We start from the raw sequence: 15,408 nt of genomic DNA on the forward strand, positions 1-15,408 counted from the left end.
CCCGCACCCCGCACCCCGCACCCCGCACCCCGCACCCCGCACCCCGCACCCCGCACCCCGCACCCCGCACCCCGCACCCCGCACCCCGCACCGGCAGAGCGAACCGCTCCGGGCGGGATTCGGCAAGCGCCGGGGCTCGCTGGGGCGGACGGATTCCGGGGCCCCTCCCCCTCCCCGTGCCCACCCTCCGCCTACCTGCACACCGATTGATCGTCGAAGCTTTGAGTCGTTCTTCGGGCCCCGGCGGCCTGGCCTGGGCCGCCGGGGGCTCGTGGTTGGTTGTCGGGTCGGGCTATTCGAGGAGGACCGGGCCTGCTCTGGAGACGGCTCGGGCCGGGCCGAGGGCTTGCGGGAGGCCGGTCGGGGTCTCGTTGACGTAGACGGTCACTTCGAGGCCGTCGACCTCGCAGCGCACGAACTCCGTGGCGGTCCGGTCGACCATCTCCTGCGCCGCCGCGCACGCCTCGCCCTCGCCGAGGAGCACCCGTGCCGCGCCCGCGAGCGCCGCCGCGTCGGCGGCTCCCTGGGCCCGGTGGCGGGCCGCTCCGGCCTGGCCGATCGCGGTGAAGGCCACCGCGGTCGCGACCAGCGCGGCCGCCACTCCCGCCGCGAGGACCGTCGCCGAGCCCTTCTCGTCGGCAGGCGCGCCTTCCGGGCGCTGCCGTGCTCGACCACGACGTGTCCGAGTCCGGTCCATCACGGCAGTCCTGGTTCGAGTGGCGCCACTGCCGTCGCCGTGATGACCATCGACGGCGTGAGCGGCCCGAGCGGTCGGGTCGCGGCCGTGACCACCGCCCGCGCGATGTCGCCGTCCTCGGAGACCGCGACCGTGGCGCCCTCGGGCAGGTAGGGCGCGGCGACCGCTTGGGCGTCTTCGCCGCGGGCGGCGGCGATGGCGGCGCTGTTGGCGGCGTCGATCGCCCTGACCTTCAAGCCGACCGCGGACACCGCCCACAATCCGAGGGCCAGCACCGCGACGACCGCGGGGAGCGCCGCGGCCATCTCGGCCGTGACGAACCCCCGCTGTCCAGCGTCTCCATGTGCGCGGTCGTGACGAGCGCGGTCGTGACGAGCGCACTCGTCACGGGCACAGTCGTCATGAGCGCAGCCGTCGCGGGCGCAGTCGTCACGTGCGCGGCGTTCCGGGTTCGGTGGTCGGCCCCGCCTTCGCAGTGGCCAGCGCCCGCTGCGGCCCGGTCGGGTTCGCGCGGTCATGAGAGGGCCCTTTCGATCAGCGCGCGCAGGGCGCTTTCGACCGGCCCCGAGGTGAGCACCTTCATGAGGACGCCGGCGAAGGCGACGGCGGCGAGGGTGCCGAGGGCGTATTCGGCGGTGTTCATGCCGCTCTCGCCGCGCATCTTGGAGGCGAACCGGCCGCCCCAGCTCGGTTTCGCGTTGGCGCGCATGCGGCCGGTGCGCCATTCGTCGGGCTCGTCGGGGCCCGGGCGGCGGTAGCGGGTGGTGGGGCGGTCGTCGGGTGGCTGCGGTGCTTCGACGGTGATGGGCGTGCGGGCCCGGTTGCTGCCCGGGTCCCAGGCGGGTCGGTCGACCGCGGCGGCGGTGATGCGGACCGTGGGTTCTTCGAGGTCGTCGTGCTCGGTGTCGGGTTCGTGGCGGGAAACCCTGCACCTGGGTGCGTCGCAGGTCGCGGCGCGGCAGGTGGGCCAGCGGATCGACTCGGGCCGGCACGCGGCCGGGTGGGCGGCCGGGCGGCGGGGGGACGGGCGGCGGGTCTGGAGGGCGACGGTGGTCTCGGTGTCGGTTCGCATTGCGGTTCCTCTCTTCGGTGGTCTGGTGGGTCAGAGGCCGGGGCCCAGGGTCTCGGCGACGACGCCGAGGACGACGGGGCCGATGCCGGCGACGACGAACGCGGGCAGGTAGCACAGGCACAGCGGGCCCACGAGGGCGACCGCGGCGCGTCCGGCGCGTTCCTCGGTCCGGATGCGCTGGTCGGCGCGGAGCGAGGCGGCGAGCTGTTCGAGTCCGCCCGCGATGGCCGCGCCGGTGTCGCCGGAGCGGTCGAGTTGGCGGGCGAGGCGGTCGGCGCCGGGGAGCCGTCCGAGTTCGGGGAGCGCCTCGGCCGCGGTGGCGCCGAGGTGGACGGCTCCGGCGAAGCGGCTGAGCCGGTCGCCGATGGCGGAGTCGTCGGTGTCGGCGACGGCGAAGGCGGCCTGGGTGAACGGGGCGCCGGAGCGCAGGCCCGCGGCGATCAGGTCGAGGGTCCAGGGCCAGTCGGGTGCGAGGCGTTCGGCGGCGGCCCGTTCCTTGCGGTCGGGGTCGGTGCGCACGAGCCGGGCGGCGAGCCACCAGGCGGCGAAGCCCGCGATGATGCCGGCCGGTCCGCCGACGGCGAAGGCGACGGCGGTGCCGGTGAGCGGGCCGATGAGTCGTCGCAGCATCACGCGCCTCCCGTGCCGACGGAGGCGATGAGCGCCGCGGTCCAGGCGGCTCCCGCGGCCTGGAGGCCCACGGCGGTCGCGGCGGCGGCGATGCCGAGCGGGTTCGCGAGGAGGAACGCGAGCGCGTCGGCGCCGAGCAGTTCGCCGAAGCCGATGCCCGCCAGGGGGAGTGCGATGAGCAGTGCGGCGGTGGTGCGGATCGACGCGGTCTGGGCGTGGGCTCTGGCGTTGGCCTGCTCGGTCTCGCGGAGGTGGTCGGCGAGGCGGCGGCAGAGTTCGGCCGCGGGGGCGCCGAGTTCGGCGGCGATCGCGAGCGCGGCGCGCAGGCGTGCCGCGGTGGCGGCGGCTTCGGCGGGCCAGTCGGGTTCGGCGGCGGTGATCGCGCGGTCGGGGTCGGTGCCCGCGGCGAGGTCGGCGGCGAGGTAGGCGACCGTGTCGGCGGCGGCGTGTTCGGCGTCGCGCCGTCGTTTTCGTCGCAGGGCCCGGTGCCAGGCGGTGGCCGCGGCGGAGGCGTAGAGGGCGGCGAGGGTGCCCGCGGTGGCGGCGGCGAGTGGGCCGAGGCCGCCTTGGTGGCGGTGGCCGGCGAACCAGGCCGCGAGTGCCGCGGCGGCGAGTGCGATGCCGATGGCGGTGGTCTTGGGGCGGTGGGTGATCAGTGCGTTGGCGATGGCGGTCATGCGGTGCGCTCCCTCAGCAGGCGTTCGAGGATTCCGGCGGACGGGCCGGGTCCGTGGCGGGTCCAGGCGGCGGTGACGGCGAGTCCGGCGGTGCCGGATTCGATGACGGCGATCTCGGTGGCCTGGCGGCCGGTGGCGGTGCGTTTCAGGTGGACGACGACGCGCAGGGCGGCGACCAGTTGCGCGTGGAGTCCGGCGCGGGGCAGGCCGTGCGGGAGCGCGAGGGCTTCGAGGCGGGCGGGTGCGTCGGCGGCGGCGTTGCAGTGCAGGGTGCCGGCGCCGCCTTCGTGGCCGGTGTTGAGTGCGGCCAGGAGTTCGACGACCTCGGCGCCGCGGCATTCGCCGACGACGATCCGGTCGGGGCGCATCCGCAGGGCCTGGCGGACGAGGGCCGCGAGGTCGACGGCGCCGGCGCCCTCGACGTTCGCGGGGCGGGCTTCGAGTGTGAGCGCGTGCGGGTGGTCGAGGGCGAGTTCGGCGGCGTCCTCGACCACGACGATGCGTTCGTCCTCGGGTGCGTGGGAGAGCAGTGTCGCGAGCAGTGTGGTCTTGCCGGATCCGGTGCCGCCGGTGACCAGGAAGGGCAGTTTCGCTGTGACCATGCGCAGGAGCAGGTCGGCCATGTCGGTGGTGAGCGTGCCGGCGTCGACGAGCTGGGCGAGTGTGAAGGCTTTGGATCTGTGGGTGCGGAAGGACAGGTACGGGCCCGCGGTGGCGATGGGCGGGAGGACGGCGTGGAAGCGAGTGCCGTCGGGGAGGCGCACGTCCGCGTACGGGCTGCCCGCGTCGAGTCGCCTGCCCGCGGCGGCGGCGAGGCGGCAGGCGAGGGAGCGGACGGCGTCGGTGCGGCCGAGGCGGACGTCGGCGGGCCGCAGGCCGTCGCCGCGGTCGGCCCAGACCCCGTTGGCGCCGTTGACGACCACGTCGGTGACGGCGGGGTCGTCCAGGAGCGGCTGGAGTGGTCCGGCGCCGATGAGGTCGCCGCTCAGGGCCTGGGACATGCGCAGCAGCGAGGTCTGGTCGGGCGGGGCGGTGCCGGAGTCCCGCAGGGCGCGGACGATCTCGGCGGTCGCGGTGGTAGTGGCGGAGTCGCGGCCGGGACGGGACTGGGCGGCGAGTTGGCGCCGGACCTTGTCGACCAGTTCGAGGCTCATCGGGAGGCTCCGGTCCGGCCGGCGAGGGCGAGGTCGCGGCGGGGGCGTTCGCGGCTGAGTTCGGCGGTGAGGTCGTGGATGCCGCGGGCGAGGCGCCCGCGGGGGACGCGACCTTGGCGCAGGAGGGCCGGGAGGCGCCGGTCGGTGGGGACCGCGCCCCAGACCGGGGGTTCGGCCCAGTGGGCTTCGAGCGGGCCGTCCCAGGAGACGCCGGCGGGCCGGGGCCGGGCGTCGCCGCGGAGGACGACGCCGAGGTGGGGGTTGTAGAGGCCGTAGGCGGCGGTGACGCTGCGGGCGGCCTCCCAGGACCGTTCGCCGGGGCCGATCGCGACGGCGACCGCGCGGGCGGCGGTGGCGGCGCGGACGCCCGCGTCGGTGCGGGACCGGGGCAGGTCGACCACGACGAGGTCGGCGGCGAGGCGGGCGGCGCGCAGGACCTGGTCGAAGGCGCCGGCGGGGACGTCGGCGGGGTTGCGCGGGTCGGGGCCGACGACGTGGAGGCCGCCGCGGCGGGGCAGGCCGTCGAGGAGGCGTTCGGGTTCGAGGAGGCCGGTGCCGCCGGTCAGGGACGGCCAGCGCCAGCCGGGCTGGGCGGCGAGTCCGGCGGCGGCGTCGATGCCGCCGCCGGTGTGGTCGAGGTCGATGAGGACGGTGCGCCTGCCGTCGCGGGCGGCGTCGGTGGCGGCGGCGAGGGCGAGGGTGGAGGCGCCGGCGCCGCCGTGTCCGGCGACGGTGGCGACGACGGGTGCGGGTTCGGTGTCGAGGGCGGTGCGGGTGAACAGGTCGAGGAGCCAGTCGTCGGCGCCGGGGAGGGCGATGACGCTGCCGGCGCGCATCTGGATGGCGAGGGGCCAGAGCATGGAGGCGTCGGTGGTGTCGGCGCCGAGCCAGGCCATGGTGGTGCAGAGGACGAGGTGGTCGCGGGTGGGGTAGTCGAGGGCGATGCATTCGGGGGCGAGGTCGGGTCCGACGAGGACCATGGGGGCACGCTGCCAGGCGCTCTCGGCGTCGAGGGCGTGGTGGACGCGGCGGAGGGGGTGGCCCGCGGCGGCGGCGAGCGGGGTGACGGCCTCGGCGAGGCGGTCGTCGGCGGTGACGAGGAGGGATTCGGCCGCGGGTGCGGCGGTGATGGTGGTGCGGTCGAGTGTCGCGGCCATGATTGCTCCTACGCTCAGTGGTGTTCACGTGACTTGGAGCAACCTTGCAGGGTGGGGCGGGGAACTGTCGAGGAAAACTTTCCGGGCCTGTGGATAACCCGCGGGGCCGGGCGCGGCGGGCCTGTGGATAACTCCGCGAACGCGCACGAGGGACCGTCCCGGCTGGACGGTCCCTCGTGCGCGTTCGCGGTTCCTATTCGGGGCGGATGCCCCAGACGCCGAACCACGCCTCGCTGGGTGAGAGCTCGACGAGGTCCTCGCCGGTGGCGAAGGCGTTCGGCGGGCAGGTGGTCGGCTCGATGGCGACGGAGGCGCGCTTGCGGTCGCCGTCGAGGCCGTCGGAGGTGTAGATGTGCACCCAGCCGAAGGACTCGTCCATCCAGACGGTCACGGCCTGGCCGGAGACGGGGTCGGCGAGCCGCACTTCGGCCTTCCCGTCGGAGCCGCGCTTGAGGTCGCCGTAGGCGTCGTCGATGACGAGGTCCTTGAGGACGGTCGGCTCGTCGAAGTCGCCGCCGCCGGAGCCGACGGGGATGCGCTGCTTGTCGAGTCGCAGCTTCTTGGCCGCCGGGACGTGGAGGGTGGCCTCGTCGATCCGCTCCAGGGAGCCGGGGAGCAGGTAGGAGTGCGTGCCGAAGCCGAAGGGGGCGGTCTTCGACCCGGGGTTGGAGACGGTGTGCGCGGCGCGGAGTCCTCCGGGTCCGACCGACCAGCGGGTGCGCAGCTGGAGGGTCCAGGGGTAGCCGAGGCGCGCGGGGAGGCGGCACTCGAGGGTGACGGAGGTGTCGGTGACGTCGACGGCGGACCACTCGGCCCAGGCGACGAACCCGTGGAGCGAGGTGTTGGTCTCGATCTCGTTGACCGGGAGCTGGTACTCGGTGCCGTCGTACGTGTACTTGCCGTCGCGGATGCGGTTGGGCCAGGGGGCCAGCATGTGGCCGGACCAGCCGGGGGCGAGTTCGTCGTCGCCGTAGGACATGACCACCGGACGTCCCCGGTAGGTGTACGAGCGCACGCCGCCGCCGACAGCGACGATGGTGGCCTCGTGGTCGTTGTAGGCGATCACCCATTGCTCGCCGGACAGCGCCATAGGGGTTACCTCCATGTCGTTATCGATGGGCTGGATGTGCTTTGACGTTAGCTCATGGCGGATGACCTGCGGCACGCGTGTCGATGTGGGCGAGATCGCAGGAAACCGTTGAAACCAACAAGACCCATTATCGAAACCCTCCCATCAAAAGCGACAAAAATGGACAAACAACCAGGCTCGCGATGCTTGTCTCATATTTTGCGCCACTTCCGTACCGGCATTCAGGATCACCCCCGCGCTGCGGGCACTTCCGTCGCGGACGGCCTTGAGGCACCATTTCCAGATAACTACGAACCGTCGCCTCCCGGAAGCCCCCGGTCGGCAACCTCAGGGACAACACACTCAGGAGTACAACGATGTCTGAGTTCAAGCCCGGCCTCGAGGGCGTCATCGCCTTCGAAACCGAGATCGCCGAGCCTGACAAAGAGGGTGGTTCGCTCCGCTACCGCGGGGTGGACATCCAGGACCTGGTAGCGCAGAGCACCTACGGCGACGTATGGGGACTCCTCGTGGACGGGAAGTTCGGAAGCGGCCTGCCCGCCGCTGAGCCCGTGCCGGTCCCGGTCTCCTCCGGCGACACCCGCGTCGACGCCCAGGCCGCGGTCGCCATGCTCGCCCCCTACTGGGGCCTGAAGCCGCTGCTCGACATCGACGACGAGACCGCCCGGGACGATCTCGCCCGAGTGTCGGTCACCACTTTGTCCTTCATCGCCCAGTCCGCCCGCGGATCGGGCCGCCCGGCCGTGCCCCAGTCGGAGATCGACAAGGCCGAGACCATCACCGAGCGCTTCATGCGCCGCTGGCGCGGCGAGCCCGACCCGGCCCACGTCAAGGCCGTCGACACGTACCTGATGTCGGCCGCCGAGCACGGCATGAACGCCTCCACCTTCACCTCCCGCGTGGTCGCCTCCACCGGCGCCGACGCCGCCGCCGCGATCTCCTCGGGCATCGGCGCGCTGTCGGGCCCGCTCCACGGCGGCGCCCCCTCCCGCGTGCTCCACATGATCGAGGGCGTCGAGAAGTCCGGCGACGCCGAGGGCTACGTCAAGAACCTGCTGGACTCGGGCGAGCGCCTCATGGGCTTCGGCCACCGCGTCTACCGCGCCGAGGACCCGCGCTCGCGCGTGCTCCGCGCCGCCGCCAAGGCCCTGGGCGCCCCCCGCTACGAGGTCGCCGAGGCCCTGGAGTCCGCGGCCCTCGCCGAGCTGCGCGCCCGCAAGCCCGACCGCGTGCTCGCCACCAACGTCGAGTTCTGGTCCGCCGTGCTCCTCGACTTCGCCGAGGTCCCCGCCGAGCTGTTCACGCCGATCTTCACCTGCGCCCGCGTGGGCGGCTGGAGCGCCCACATCCTCGAGCAGAAGAAGCTCGGCCGGATCGTGCGCCCCTCCGCGACCTACGTCGGCCCCGGCCCGCGCGGCCTCGACGAGGTCGAGGGCTGGCAGTAGCCGGAACCGCTTCCGGAGCGGCCCGCACCCCGCCGGGTGCGGGCCGCTTCGCGTCCGGGCCCGGCGCGCGTGCGGGATAGGATCGGGCCGGAACCCGAGACCACCCGAACGAGACCGCCATGCCCTCCCCCCGGCCACCGCACCTGCGCCGCCGCGACCTCCTGGTCGGCGGCCTCGCCGGGCTGGCCGTGACCGCCGCGGCGGCCGAGTCCACCCGGTCCGTGTGGGACGCCGCCACCGGCGCGTCCTTCCCCGAGCCGCCCCGCACCGGCCCCGTCCACCTGCAGATCGGCGCCCACGCCGACGACTGCCTGTACTTCGTCAACCCCCGCGTCGCCCGCCTCCTGGACGACGGCGCGGACCTGTGCACCGTGGTCCTCACCGCCGGCGAGGCCGACGGGCGCAACACGTGGGACACCGCGGCCCCCGTCGACTACGCCGGGTACGCCGCCGCGCGCGGCAACGGCCTGCGCCGCGCCTACGCGCGCATGGCCCTCGGCGACCCCGACGCCCCCTGGGACCGGAGGCGGGCGACCCTCGACTCCGGCCAGGACGTCGAGCTGTGCGTCCTGCGCGACCGCCCCGGCGTGCACCTCGTGCTCTGCTCGCTATGGACGAACCTCGGGCGCGTCACCGGCGAGTTCACGCGGCTCCTCGCCCTGTGGGAGGGCCGCCTCGACGCCGCCGCGGTCCTCGCGCCCGCCGACTCGCCGCTCACCTCCGAGTCCACCGTCGACCGCGCCACCGTGCGCGCCAGCCTCGTCGAACTGCTCGAACGGTACGCACCCGTCGCGGTCAACACCCTCGACCCCGACCCCGACCCGGTCGCCGGCGAACGGCTCGGCGCCGAGCAGGACGGCTTCTCCGACCACATCGACCACACCGCCGCCGCCCTGTTCGCCTGGGACGCCGTCACCGCCTGGGGCGGCGCGAAGGCCGTCGAGTCCTGGCGCGGCTACTACAACCGCCGCTGGCCCGGCAACCTCGGCCCCGCCGACCTCGACGCGAAGGGCGCCGCCCTCGACGCCTACGCGTGGGCCGACGGCGGCGGCTGCGGCCACGCCGCCGGATGCGGCGACCGCCTCATCGTCGGCCCCGGCGCCGGCACCACCTACGGCCACGCCACCCACCCCCGCTACACGCAGGCCGTCGCGGCCGTCGACCGCGACGGCGAGATCCTGCCCGCCGCCGTCCGCGGCGACCGGGCCGCGATCCTCCGCGGCGGCGCCTGGGAGGACCTCGGCGGGCCCCCGCTTCTCCCCGCGCTCACCCGCGCCGGCAACCGCCTCTACGCGATCGGGCCCGGCTTCACGCGCGACCCCGCAGGCCACGTGCGCGACCTCCACTGCCTCGACCTCGACACCGGCGAATGGACCGACCTCGGCAACCCCGCCGGGACCGGCGGCCCCGCCCGCACCGTCGGCCAGCCCGCCGCCGCCGACGACGGCACCACCGCCGTCGCCTGCCTGCGCCACCCCGACGGCGGCCTCGCCGTCCGCACCCGCACCGGCACCGCCTGGAGCGCATGGACGCACCTCGACGGGCCCCCCGTCCACGAGGCGCCCGCCGCGTACGGCGCGGCCGGCGCGTTCACCATCGTCGCCGCCACGCCCGGCAACACCGCCGCCTGGGAGGGCGACGGCACCTCCTGGACCCGCCGCGACCTCGACCTGCCCGGGCCCGACGGCGCCGTCCACATCCCCGCGAGCGCCGTCACCGCCGCCCAGGGCCCCGACGGGCGCGCCGTCATCGCCTCCCGCGCCGCCGGCAGCAGCGACGTCGTCCTCCACTACGGACAGGGCGAGACGTGGACCGGGACGGTGGTCCCCCTCGAAGGCGGGCTCCTCGCCCCCGCACTCGCCATCGGCCCCGACGGGGCCCTCGCGGTCGCCTGCGACGACGGCAGCGGCGCCCCCGCCGTCCTCGTCCTCGCCCTCGCCGACCTCGACCACGGCGGCCCGTACACGCTCCTGTCGCGGCCGTGGACCCGCGGCGACGTCACCGTCCTCAAGCGCCCCGCGGCCGCGTTCGGCTCCGACGGGACGCTGCGCCTGTGGGCGCTCGCGGCCGACGGTGAACTGTGGACGGCGCAGGCCGGGCCCGGCGCGCCGCCGCCCGTCGGCTGGGCGCCCGCGGCCTGACCTGCCGGTCCTCGCGTCCCAGCCTGCGGCCGGGCCGGTACCGCGCGATCACGCCCCGCAGGCCCGGGTTTACAGTGAGGCCCAGGACCGACCCAGATGGGAGCCTTACCGTGACCGACCAGATCACCATCCCCGCAGAGCTGCTGCCCGCCGACGGGCGCTTCGGATCCGGCCCCTCCAAGGTGCCGTCCGAGGCCATGAGCGCGCTGTCCGGTCTCGGCAGGTCCGTCATGGGCACCTCCCACCGCCAGAAGGCCGTCAAGTCGCAGGTCGGTCGCCTGCGCGCCGGCCTCGCCGAGTTCTTCGGCCTCCCCGACGGGTACGAGGTCGTCCTCGGCGTCGGCGGCGCCACCGCGTTCTGGGAGGTCGCCGTGTTCGGCCTCGTCGACGACCGCGCCCAGGCCGCGACGTTCGGCGAGTTCGGGTCCAAGTTCGCGAAGGCGGTCAAGATCGCCCCGCACCTGGGCGACCCGACGATCGTCACCGCCGAGCCCGGCACCGCCGCGTACCTGTCCTACGAGGAGGGCGTGGACGTCTACGCCACCCCGCACAACGAGACCTCCACCGGTGTCGCCGTCGACGTCAAGCGCGTCGCGCACGAGGGCGCGCTCATGCTCCACGACGCGACCTCCGCCGCCGCGGGCCTGCCGGTCGACCTCACCGAGACCGACTGCTACTACTTCGCGCCGCAGAAGGGCCTCGCCTCCGACGGTGGCCTGTGGATCGCGGTTCTCAGCCCCGCCGCGATCGAGCGCGCCGAGCGCATCGCCGCCTCCGGCCGGTACATCCCCGCGTTCCTCGACCTCAAGACGGCGATCGACAACTCCCGCAAGGAGCAGACGTACAACACGCCGGCCGTGGCCACCGTGGTGCTCGCCGCCGAGCAGGTCGACGCGCTCAACGCCGCGGGCGGGCTCGACGCCGCCGCGAAGCGCTGCGCCGAGTCGGCCGGTGCGATCTACTCCTGGGCGGACGCGAGCGCGTTCGCCACTCCGTTCGTGACCGACCCCTCCCTCCGCTCGAACGTGGTCGCCACGGTCGACTTCGAGGGCGTCGACGCCGCCGAGATCGCGAAGGTGCTGCGAGCCAACGGGGTCGTCGACACCGAGCCGTACCGCAAGCTGGGCCGCAACCAGCTCCGCATCGCGACCTACCCGGCCGTGGACCCGGCGGACACCGCCAAGCTCACCGAGGCCATCGACTTCGTGGCCGCGAAGCTCGGCTAGCACGACCGCCGGCTTCGGCCGGCCGGGCGACCCGGCACCCGCATGCCGAGCCGCCCGACCGTCACGACCGTACCGGCGGGGACCGACAACGCCCGCCGCCGAGACCCCTCGAACCGATCACCGCGCACCGAACGGGCCGGGCCGCGGCCCGGCCCGACGCGTCGCACTGCACTGCACTGCACTGCACTGCACTGCGGCGACTCGGTGAAGCCCCGGCGGGTCGAACGTGGACGGACCGCCTCCTCCCGGTCGCGGCGCCGGCCGTCGCGGCCTTTCGTGCGTGCGCGCGGGCGGCGCCCGGGGCGGCTACCGTTGGGGGCGTGACCACTGCATCGGACGTCGAGCTCCGGCTGCTGCCGCAGCTCATCGAGCACCAGCGGGTGCGCACGACCCCGGTCAAGGCCGGCGACTTCGCGATGCCCGCCGCGACGCCGAGCGCCGGTTCCGCATCGGCGCAACGGCTCACGTTCGACGACGGCTCGCACCTGTTCGCGAAGTTCACCGAGGGCCGCACCCCCGGTTACCTCGCCGCCGAGGCCAACGGGCTCCGCTGGCTCGGCGAGGCGACGGGAGCGGCCGTGCCGCTGCTGTACGCCGACGACGCGATGCTCGTCGAGCCCTGGATCGAACCGGCCGAGCCGACCCGCGAGCACGCCGCCGCGCTCGGGCGCGACCTCGCCCGCATGCACCTCGCGGGCGCCGACGCGTTCGGCGCGCCCTGGCGCGGCTTCATCGGCGAGACCTTCATGGACAACGACCCGGCCGGGCCGGCCTGGGCCGAGTGGTACGCGGCCAGGCGCATCGCCCCGTACCTGGGGCCGTCGCGCGACAACGGGGCGCTCGACGCCGGGGACGTCGCCGCGATCGAGCGGTTCGCCGCGCGCCTCGACCGGCTCGCCGGGCCGCAGGAGCCGCCCGCGCGCGTCCACGGCGACCTGTGGTGGGGGAACGTCCTGTGGGGAGAGGAGCGGGCGTGGCTCATCGACCCGGCCGCGCACGGCGGCCACCGCGAGACCGACCTGGCGAACCTGCGCCTGTGGGGCGGGACGCCGCTGCTGGAGACCGTCCTCGCCGCGTACGACGAGGCCGCGCCGCTCGCCGACGGCTGGGAGGAGCGCACGCCGCTGCACCAGGTCTTCCCGCTCCTGGTCCACACCACGCTCTTCGGCCGCCCGTATCGCTCCCAGCTCATGGGACTCGTGTCTCACTTTACGAAACTGTCATAGTGGGGGACTACGCTCGAAGCATGCCTGCACCGATCCCCGCACCCGGCGCCCCCGAGGCCCGTGCCCAGGGCCCCGGCGCCCTGCGGGACCGGCACGGGCGCGTCGCCGCGGACCTCCGCGTCTCCCTCACCGACCGGTGCAACCTGCGCTGCACCTACTGCATGCCCGAGGCCGGGCTGCCGTGGCTCCCCAAGCCCACGCTCCTCACCGACGACGAGGTCTCGCGCCTGGTCCGCATCGCCGTCGGCGACCTCGGCGTGCGCGAAGTCCGCTTCACCGGCGGCGAACCGCTGCTGCGGCCGGGCCTCACGGACATCGTCAGGGAGGCCGCGGCCCTGGAGCCGCGCCCCGAGATCTCCTTGACCACCAACGCGATCGGCCTCGACCGCCTCGCGGAGGCCTTGGTGGGCGCCGGGCTCGACCGGATCAACGTCTCGCTCGACACGCTCGACCCCGCCACGTTCAAGGAGCTCGCCAAGCGCGACCGCCTGGAGGCGACGCTGCGCGGCATCGCGGGCGCGGCCGCCGCCGGGCTCGCCCCCGTCAAGATCAACACCGTCCTCATGCGCGGCGTCAACGACGCCGAAGCGCCCGCGCTGCTGCGCTTCGCGGTCGAGCACGGCTACGAGCTGCGGTTCATCGAGCAGATGCCCCTCGATGCGGCCGGGGTGTGGCGCCGGGACGAGATGGTCACGGCCGCCGAGATCCTCGACGCGCTCCGCGCCGAGTTCGACCTCGCGCCCGATCCGGCGCACCGCGGCTCGGCCCCGGCCGAGACGTGGCTGGTCGACGGCGGGCCCGCGAAAGTGGGCGTCATCGGCTCGGTCACGCGCCCGTTCTGCGGCGACTGCGACCGCACCCGGCTCACCGCCGACGGGCAGGTCCGCAACTGCCTGTTCGCGCGTGGCGAGACCGACCTGCGCGGGCTCATGCGCGAGGGGGCGTCCGACGCGGAGATCGCCGGGCGGTGGCGCGAGGCGATGTGGGGCAAGCTGCCCGGGCACGGGATCGACGACCCGTCGTTCCTCCAGCCCGCGCGGCCGATGTCGGCGATCGGAGGCTGAGGGTGGTCACGGTGCGGTACTTCGCGGGCGCGAAGGCGGCCGCGGGACGCGGCGAGGAGCAGGTGAGCGCCGCCGACGTCGGCGAGCTCAAGACGGTCCTGGCGCAGCGGCACGGCCCGCTGCTCGACAAGGTGCTGTCGGCGTCGACGCTGCTGGTGGACGGCCTGGCCGCGAAGGACCCGGCCACGGTGCTCCCCGCGGGGGTCACGGTCGAGGTGCTGCCGCCCTTCGCGGGCGGGTGAGACCGGGCCGCGGCGCCGGTGCGCGGGGTGCGCGGCTGCGGCGGGGCCGCGAAGGCCCGGCGATCGAGCGGACCGTGATCGGAAGTTCCGGCATACGGCGGAGCCGCGGCGGGGCGGTCGGTGGGCTGCGCGGGCGGCGAAATGTGAAAGCGGATATTCCGGATTTGTCCTGCACGGACGCCCCTATCCATGACCGTACGCCAGGGGTACGACACGGTGCGCTTCCTTCATGTTCGGTCGGGTCGGGGGGCGGATCGGGGCGGGGGTCGGGGGGCGGGGCGGGAGGCGCCGGTTCGTGCGCGTCGCCTGTCTGCGAGGATGCATGTGTGCGCCGTCCTGATGAACGAAAGCAGCCGCAGGTGGCGTCACCGCTGTTCGAGCTCTCGGCCGACATGCGGACCACCGCCGAGCGGCGCCGCCGCTCGCACCGGCCCCATTCCAGATACGTCCGCGAAGCCGTGCCCATGCCGGAGCCGGCGCTGACGACGCGGACGCCCGACCCGTGGCTGGACTCCGCCCCGCTGCTCACCGGCATGGACGAGGTGGGCGCGGGCCTGCTCGACTCCCTCGACGCGATGCAGCGAGTGGCCGCCTCCGCCGGCCGCGGGCCGCTGCTCATCAACGCCTCGCCCGGCACCGGGAAGACCCACCTGCTCATCCGCCGCACCGCGTACCTGGTGCAGGAGCTGGGCGTGCCCGCGCGGCAGTGCCTGGTGCTGGCCGCCTCGACGCCGGGCGCCGCGCGCATCCGCCGCGAGCTGGGCGCGCTGCTGGGCCGCGAGGCCGCCGCGATCACCGTCGCCGAGTTCGACGACTTCGCCGCCGCCGCCCCGCCCGAGCTGGGGCACCTCTTCATCGACGACCTGCCGCGCATGCCCATGCGCCTGTTCCGCCAGCTCACCGACCACCGCGGGCCGGAGTCGGACGTGACCGCCACCGGCGACCCGGACTCGGCGCTGTGCACCGGCGAGCCGGCCGCGTTCGCCGCGTTCGGGGAGCAGTTCCCGCAGGCGCACGTGATGCGCCTGTCGCGCAACCACCGCAGCCCCGCCGCCGTCCTCGTCGCCGCCTCGCAGGTGATCGAGCCGATCAGCCGCGTCCCGGGCCGCCTCGTGCAGCCCGAGCGCCCGGCTCTGGAGGGCTCGGGGATCGGCCGGTACTTCGCGGTCGACGCCGACGACGAGAAGCACTTCGTGGCGACCCTCGCCGACCGGCTCGCCGAACTCGGGGTCGAGCCCGACGAGTTCGCGGTCATCGGTCCGGACGGCCTGTCGGTGGCCGCCGCCGCCGAGGGCGAGTACCGGGTGGTGTGCCTCACGGGCGTCACCGCCGAGGACTGGCCGAACACCGCCGCGGCCCGCCGCGAGCTGTACGTCGCGCTCGGGCGCACCCGCGACCTCGCCTACGTGTCGCACACCGGCAGCGGATCGCCCCTCCTGGCCGATGTGGACCAGGGACTGTTCAGTCCATTCGGGATGGTCCCGCAGTTGCACTCGGGCCCTGAGCAGCCGCGACTGCTGTAGCACGGGCGGTCCGACCACGCGGAGTTCCCGCGCGGACACGCGGGCATGGGACACAATAGTCGGG

General features: G+C 74.8%; 15 protein-coding genes. 7 read left to right on the plus strand and 8 right to left on the minus strand.

All coding sequences use genetic code 11. The annotated features are described in order from the left end of the window. Nucleotides 1–292 precede the first annotated feature (292 nt). The 8 genes from BLS99_RS24725 to BLS99_RS24760 all read right to left on the minus strand — a co-directional run bounded on the left by BLS99_RS24725 (nt 293) and on the right by BLS99_RS24760 (nt 6,492). Nucleotides 293–697: an Rv3654c family TadE-like protein gene (locus BLS99_RS24725; RefSeq protein ID WP_091054411.1), complete on the minus strand. Its 405-nt coding sequence runs from the start codon at nt 695–697 to the stop codon at nt 293–295. After that, nucleotides 697–1,002 (minus strand): TadE family type IV pilus minor pilin, encoded by a 306-nt coding sequence (locus tag BLS99_RS24730; RefSeq protein ID WP_091054412.1) that lies wholly within the window; start codon nt 1,000–1,002, stop codon nt 697–699. The genes BLS99_RS24725 and BLS99_RS24730 overlap by 1 nt, the downstream gene beginning before the upstream one ends. 209 nt (nt 1,003–1,211) lie before the next feature. Further along, nucleotides 1,212–1,406, minus strand: coding sequence for a DUF4244 domain-containing protein (locus BLS99_RS27715; protein WP_091054478.1), 195 nt, complete (start codon nt 1,404–1,406; stop codon nt 1,212–1,214). A gap of 393 nt (nt 1,407–1,799) precedes the next feature. Then, complete coding sequence (locus BLS99_RS24740; RefSeq protein ID WP_091054413.1) at nt 1,800–2,399, minus strand: type II secretion system F family protein; 600 nt, start codon at nt 2,397–2,399, stop codon at nt 1,800–1,802. Continuing rightward, complete coding sequence (locus BLS99_RS24745; protein WP_091054414.1) at nt 2,399–3,076, minus strand: type II secretion system F family protein; 678 nt, start codon at nt 3,074–3,076, stop codon at nt 2,399–2,401. Before BLS99_RS24745 ends, BLS99_RS24740 begins: the two co-directional genes overlap by 1 nt. Then, complete coding sequence (locus BLS99_RS24750) at nt 3,073–4,230, minus strand: TadA family conjugal transfer-associated ATPase (protein ID WP_091054415.1); 1,158 nt, start codon at nt 4,228–4,230, stop codon at nt 3,073–3,075. Before BLS99_RS24750 ends, BLS99_RS24745 begins: the two co-directional genes overlap by 4 nt. Then, nucleotides 4,227–5,387 (minus strand): septum site-determining protein Ssd, encoded by a 1,161-nt coding sequence (gene ssd, locus BLS99_RS24755; protein WP_091054416.1) that lies wholly within the window; start codon nt 5,385–5,387, stop codon nt 4,227–4,229. The genes BLS99_RS24750 and ssd overlap by 4 nt, the downstream gene beginning before the upstream one ends. Nucleotides 5,388–5,580: 193 nt before the next feature. Beyond that, complete coding sequence (locus tag BLS99_RS24760; RefSeq protein ID WP_245712406.1) at nt 5,581–6,492, minus strand: aldose 1-epimerase family protein; 912 nt, start codon at nt 6,490–6,492, stop codon at nt 5,581–5,583. 341 nt (nt 6,493–6,833) lie between these two features. Here BLS99_RS24760 and BLS99_RS24765 point away from each other — a divergent pair, with 341 nt between their 5' ends. The 7 genes from BLS99_RS24765 (at nt 6,834) to BLS99_RS24795 (ending at nt 15,344) form a co-directional block, all read left to right on the plus strand. Beyond that, entirely contained in the window at nt 6,834–7,922 is a 1,089-nt protein-coding gene (locus BLS99_RS24765; RefSeq protein WP_091054418.1) for a citrate synthase 2, read from the plus strand. 119 nt (nt 7,923–8,041) lie between these two features. Beyond that, nucleotides 8,042–10,063, plus strand: coding sequence for a PIG-L family deacetylase (locus tag BLS99_RS24770; protein WP_091054419.1), 2,022 nt, complete (start codon nt 8,042–8,044; stop codon nt 10,061–10,063). Nucleotides 10,064–10,173: 110 nt separating this feature from the next. Beyond that, nucleotides 10,174–11,289 carry a phosphoserine transaminase gene (serC, locus tag BLS99_RS24775; protein WP_218126850.1) on the plus strand — a complete coding sequence of 372 codons (1,116 nt, stop codon included), beginning with the start codon at nt 10,174–10,176 and terminating at the stop codon, nt 11,287–11,289. A gap of 320 nt (nt 11,290–11,609) precedes the next feature. Continuing rightward, nucleotides 11,610–12,515, plus strand: a complete 906-nt coding sequence (locus tag BLS99_RS24780; protein WP_218126851.1) for a fructosamine kinase family protein — start codon at nt 11,610–11,612, stop codon at nt 12,513–12,515. A 20-nt stretch (nt 12,516–12,535) separates the two neighbouring features. After that, nucleotides 12,536–13,579, plus strand: coding sequence for a GTP 3',8-cyclase MoaA (gene moaA / locus BLS99_RS24785; protein ID WP_091054420.1), 1,044 nt, complete (start codon nt 12,536–12,538; stop codon nt 13,577–13,579). A gap of 2 nt (nt 13,580–13,581) precedes the next feature. Beyond that, the gene (locus tag BLS99_RS24790) at nt 13,582–13,821 is read left to right on the plus strand and encodes a MoaD/ThiS family protein (RefSeq protein WP_091054421.1); all 240 of its coding nucleotides are present in this window, start codon (nt 13,582–13,584) and stop codon (nt 13,819–13,821) included. 359 nt (nt 13,822–14,180) lie between these two features. Then, nucleotides 14,181–15,344, plus strand: a complete 1,164-nt coding sequence (locus tag BLS99_RS24795; protein WP_218126852.1) for a UvrD-helicase domain-containing protein — start codon at nt 14,181–14,183, stop codon at nt 15,342–15,344. Nucleotides 15,345–15,408: the final 64 nt, after the last annotated feature.

The organism is Glycomyces sambucus (assembly GCF_900102815.1).
GTDB classification, from domain to species: domain Bacteria; phylum Actinomycetota; class Actinomycetes; order Mycobacteriales; family Micromonosporaceae; genus Glycomyces; species Glycomyces sambucus.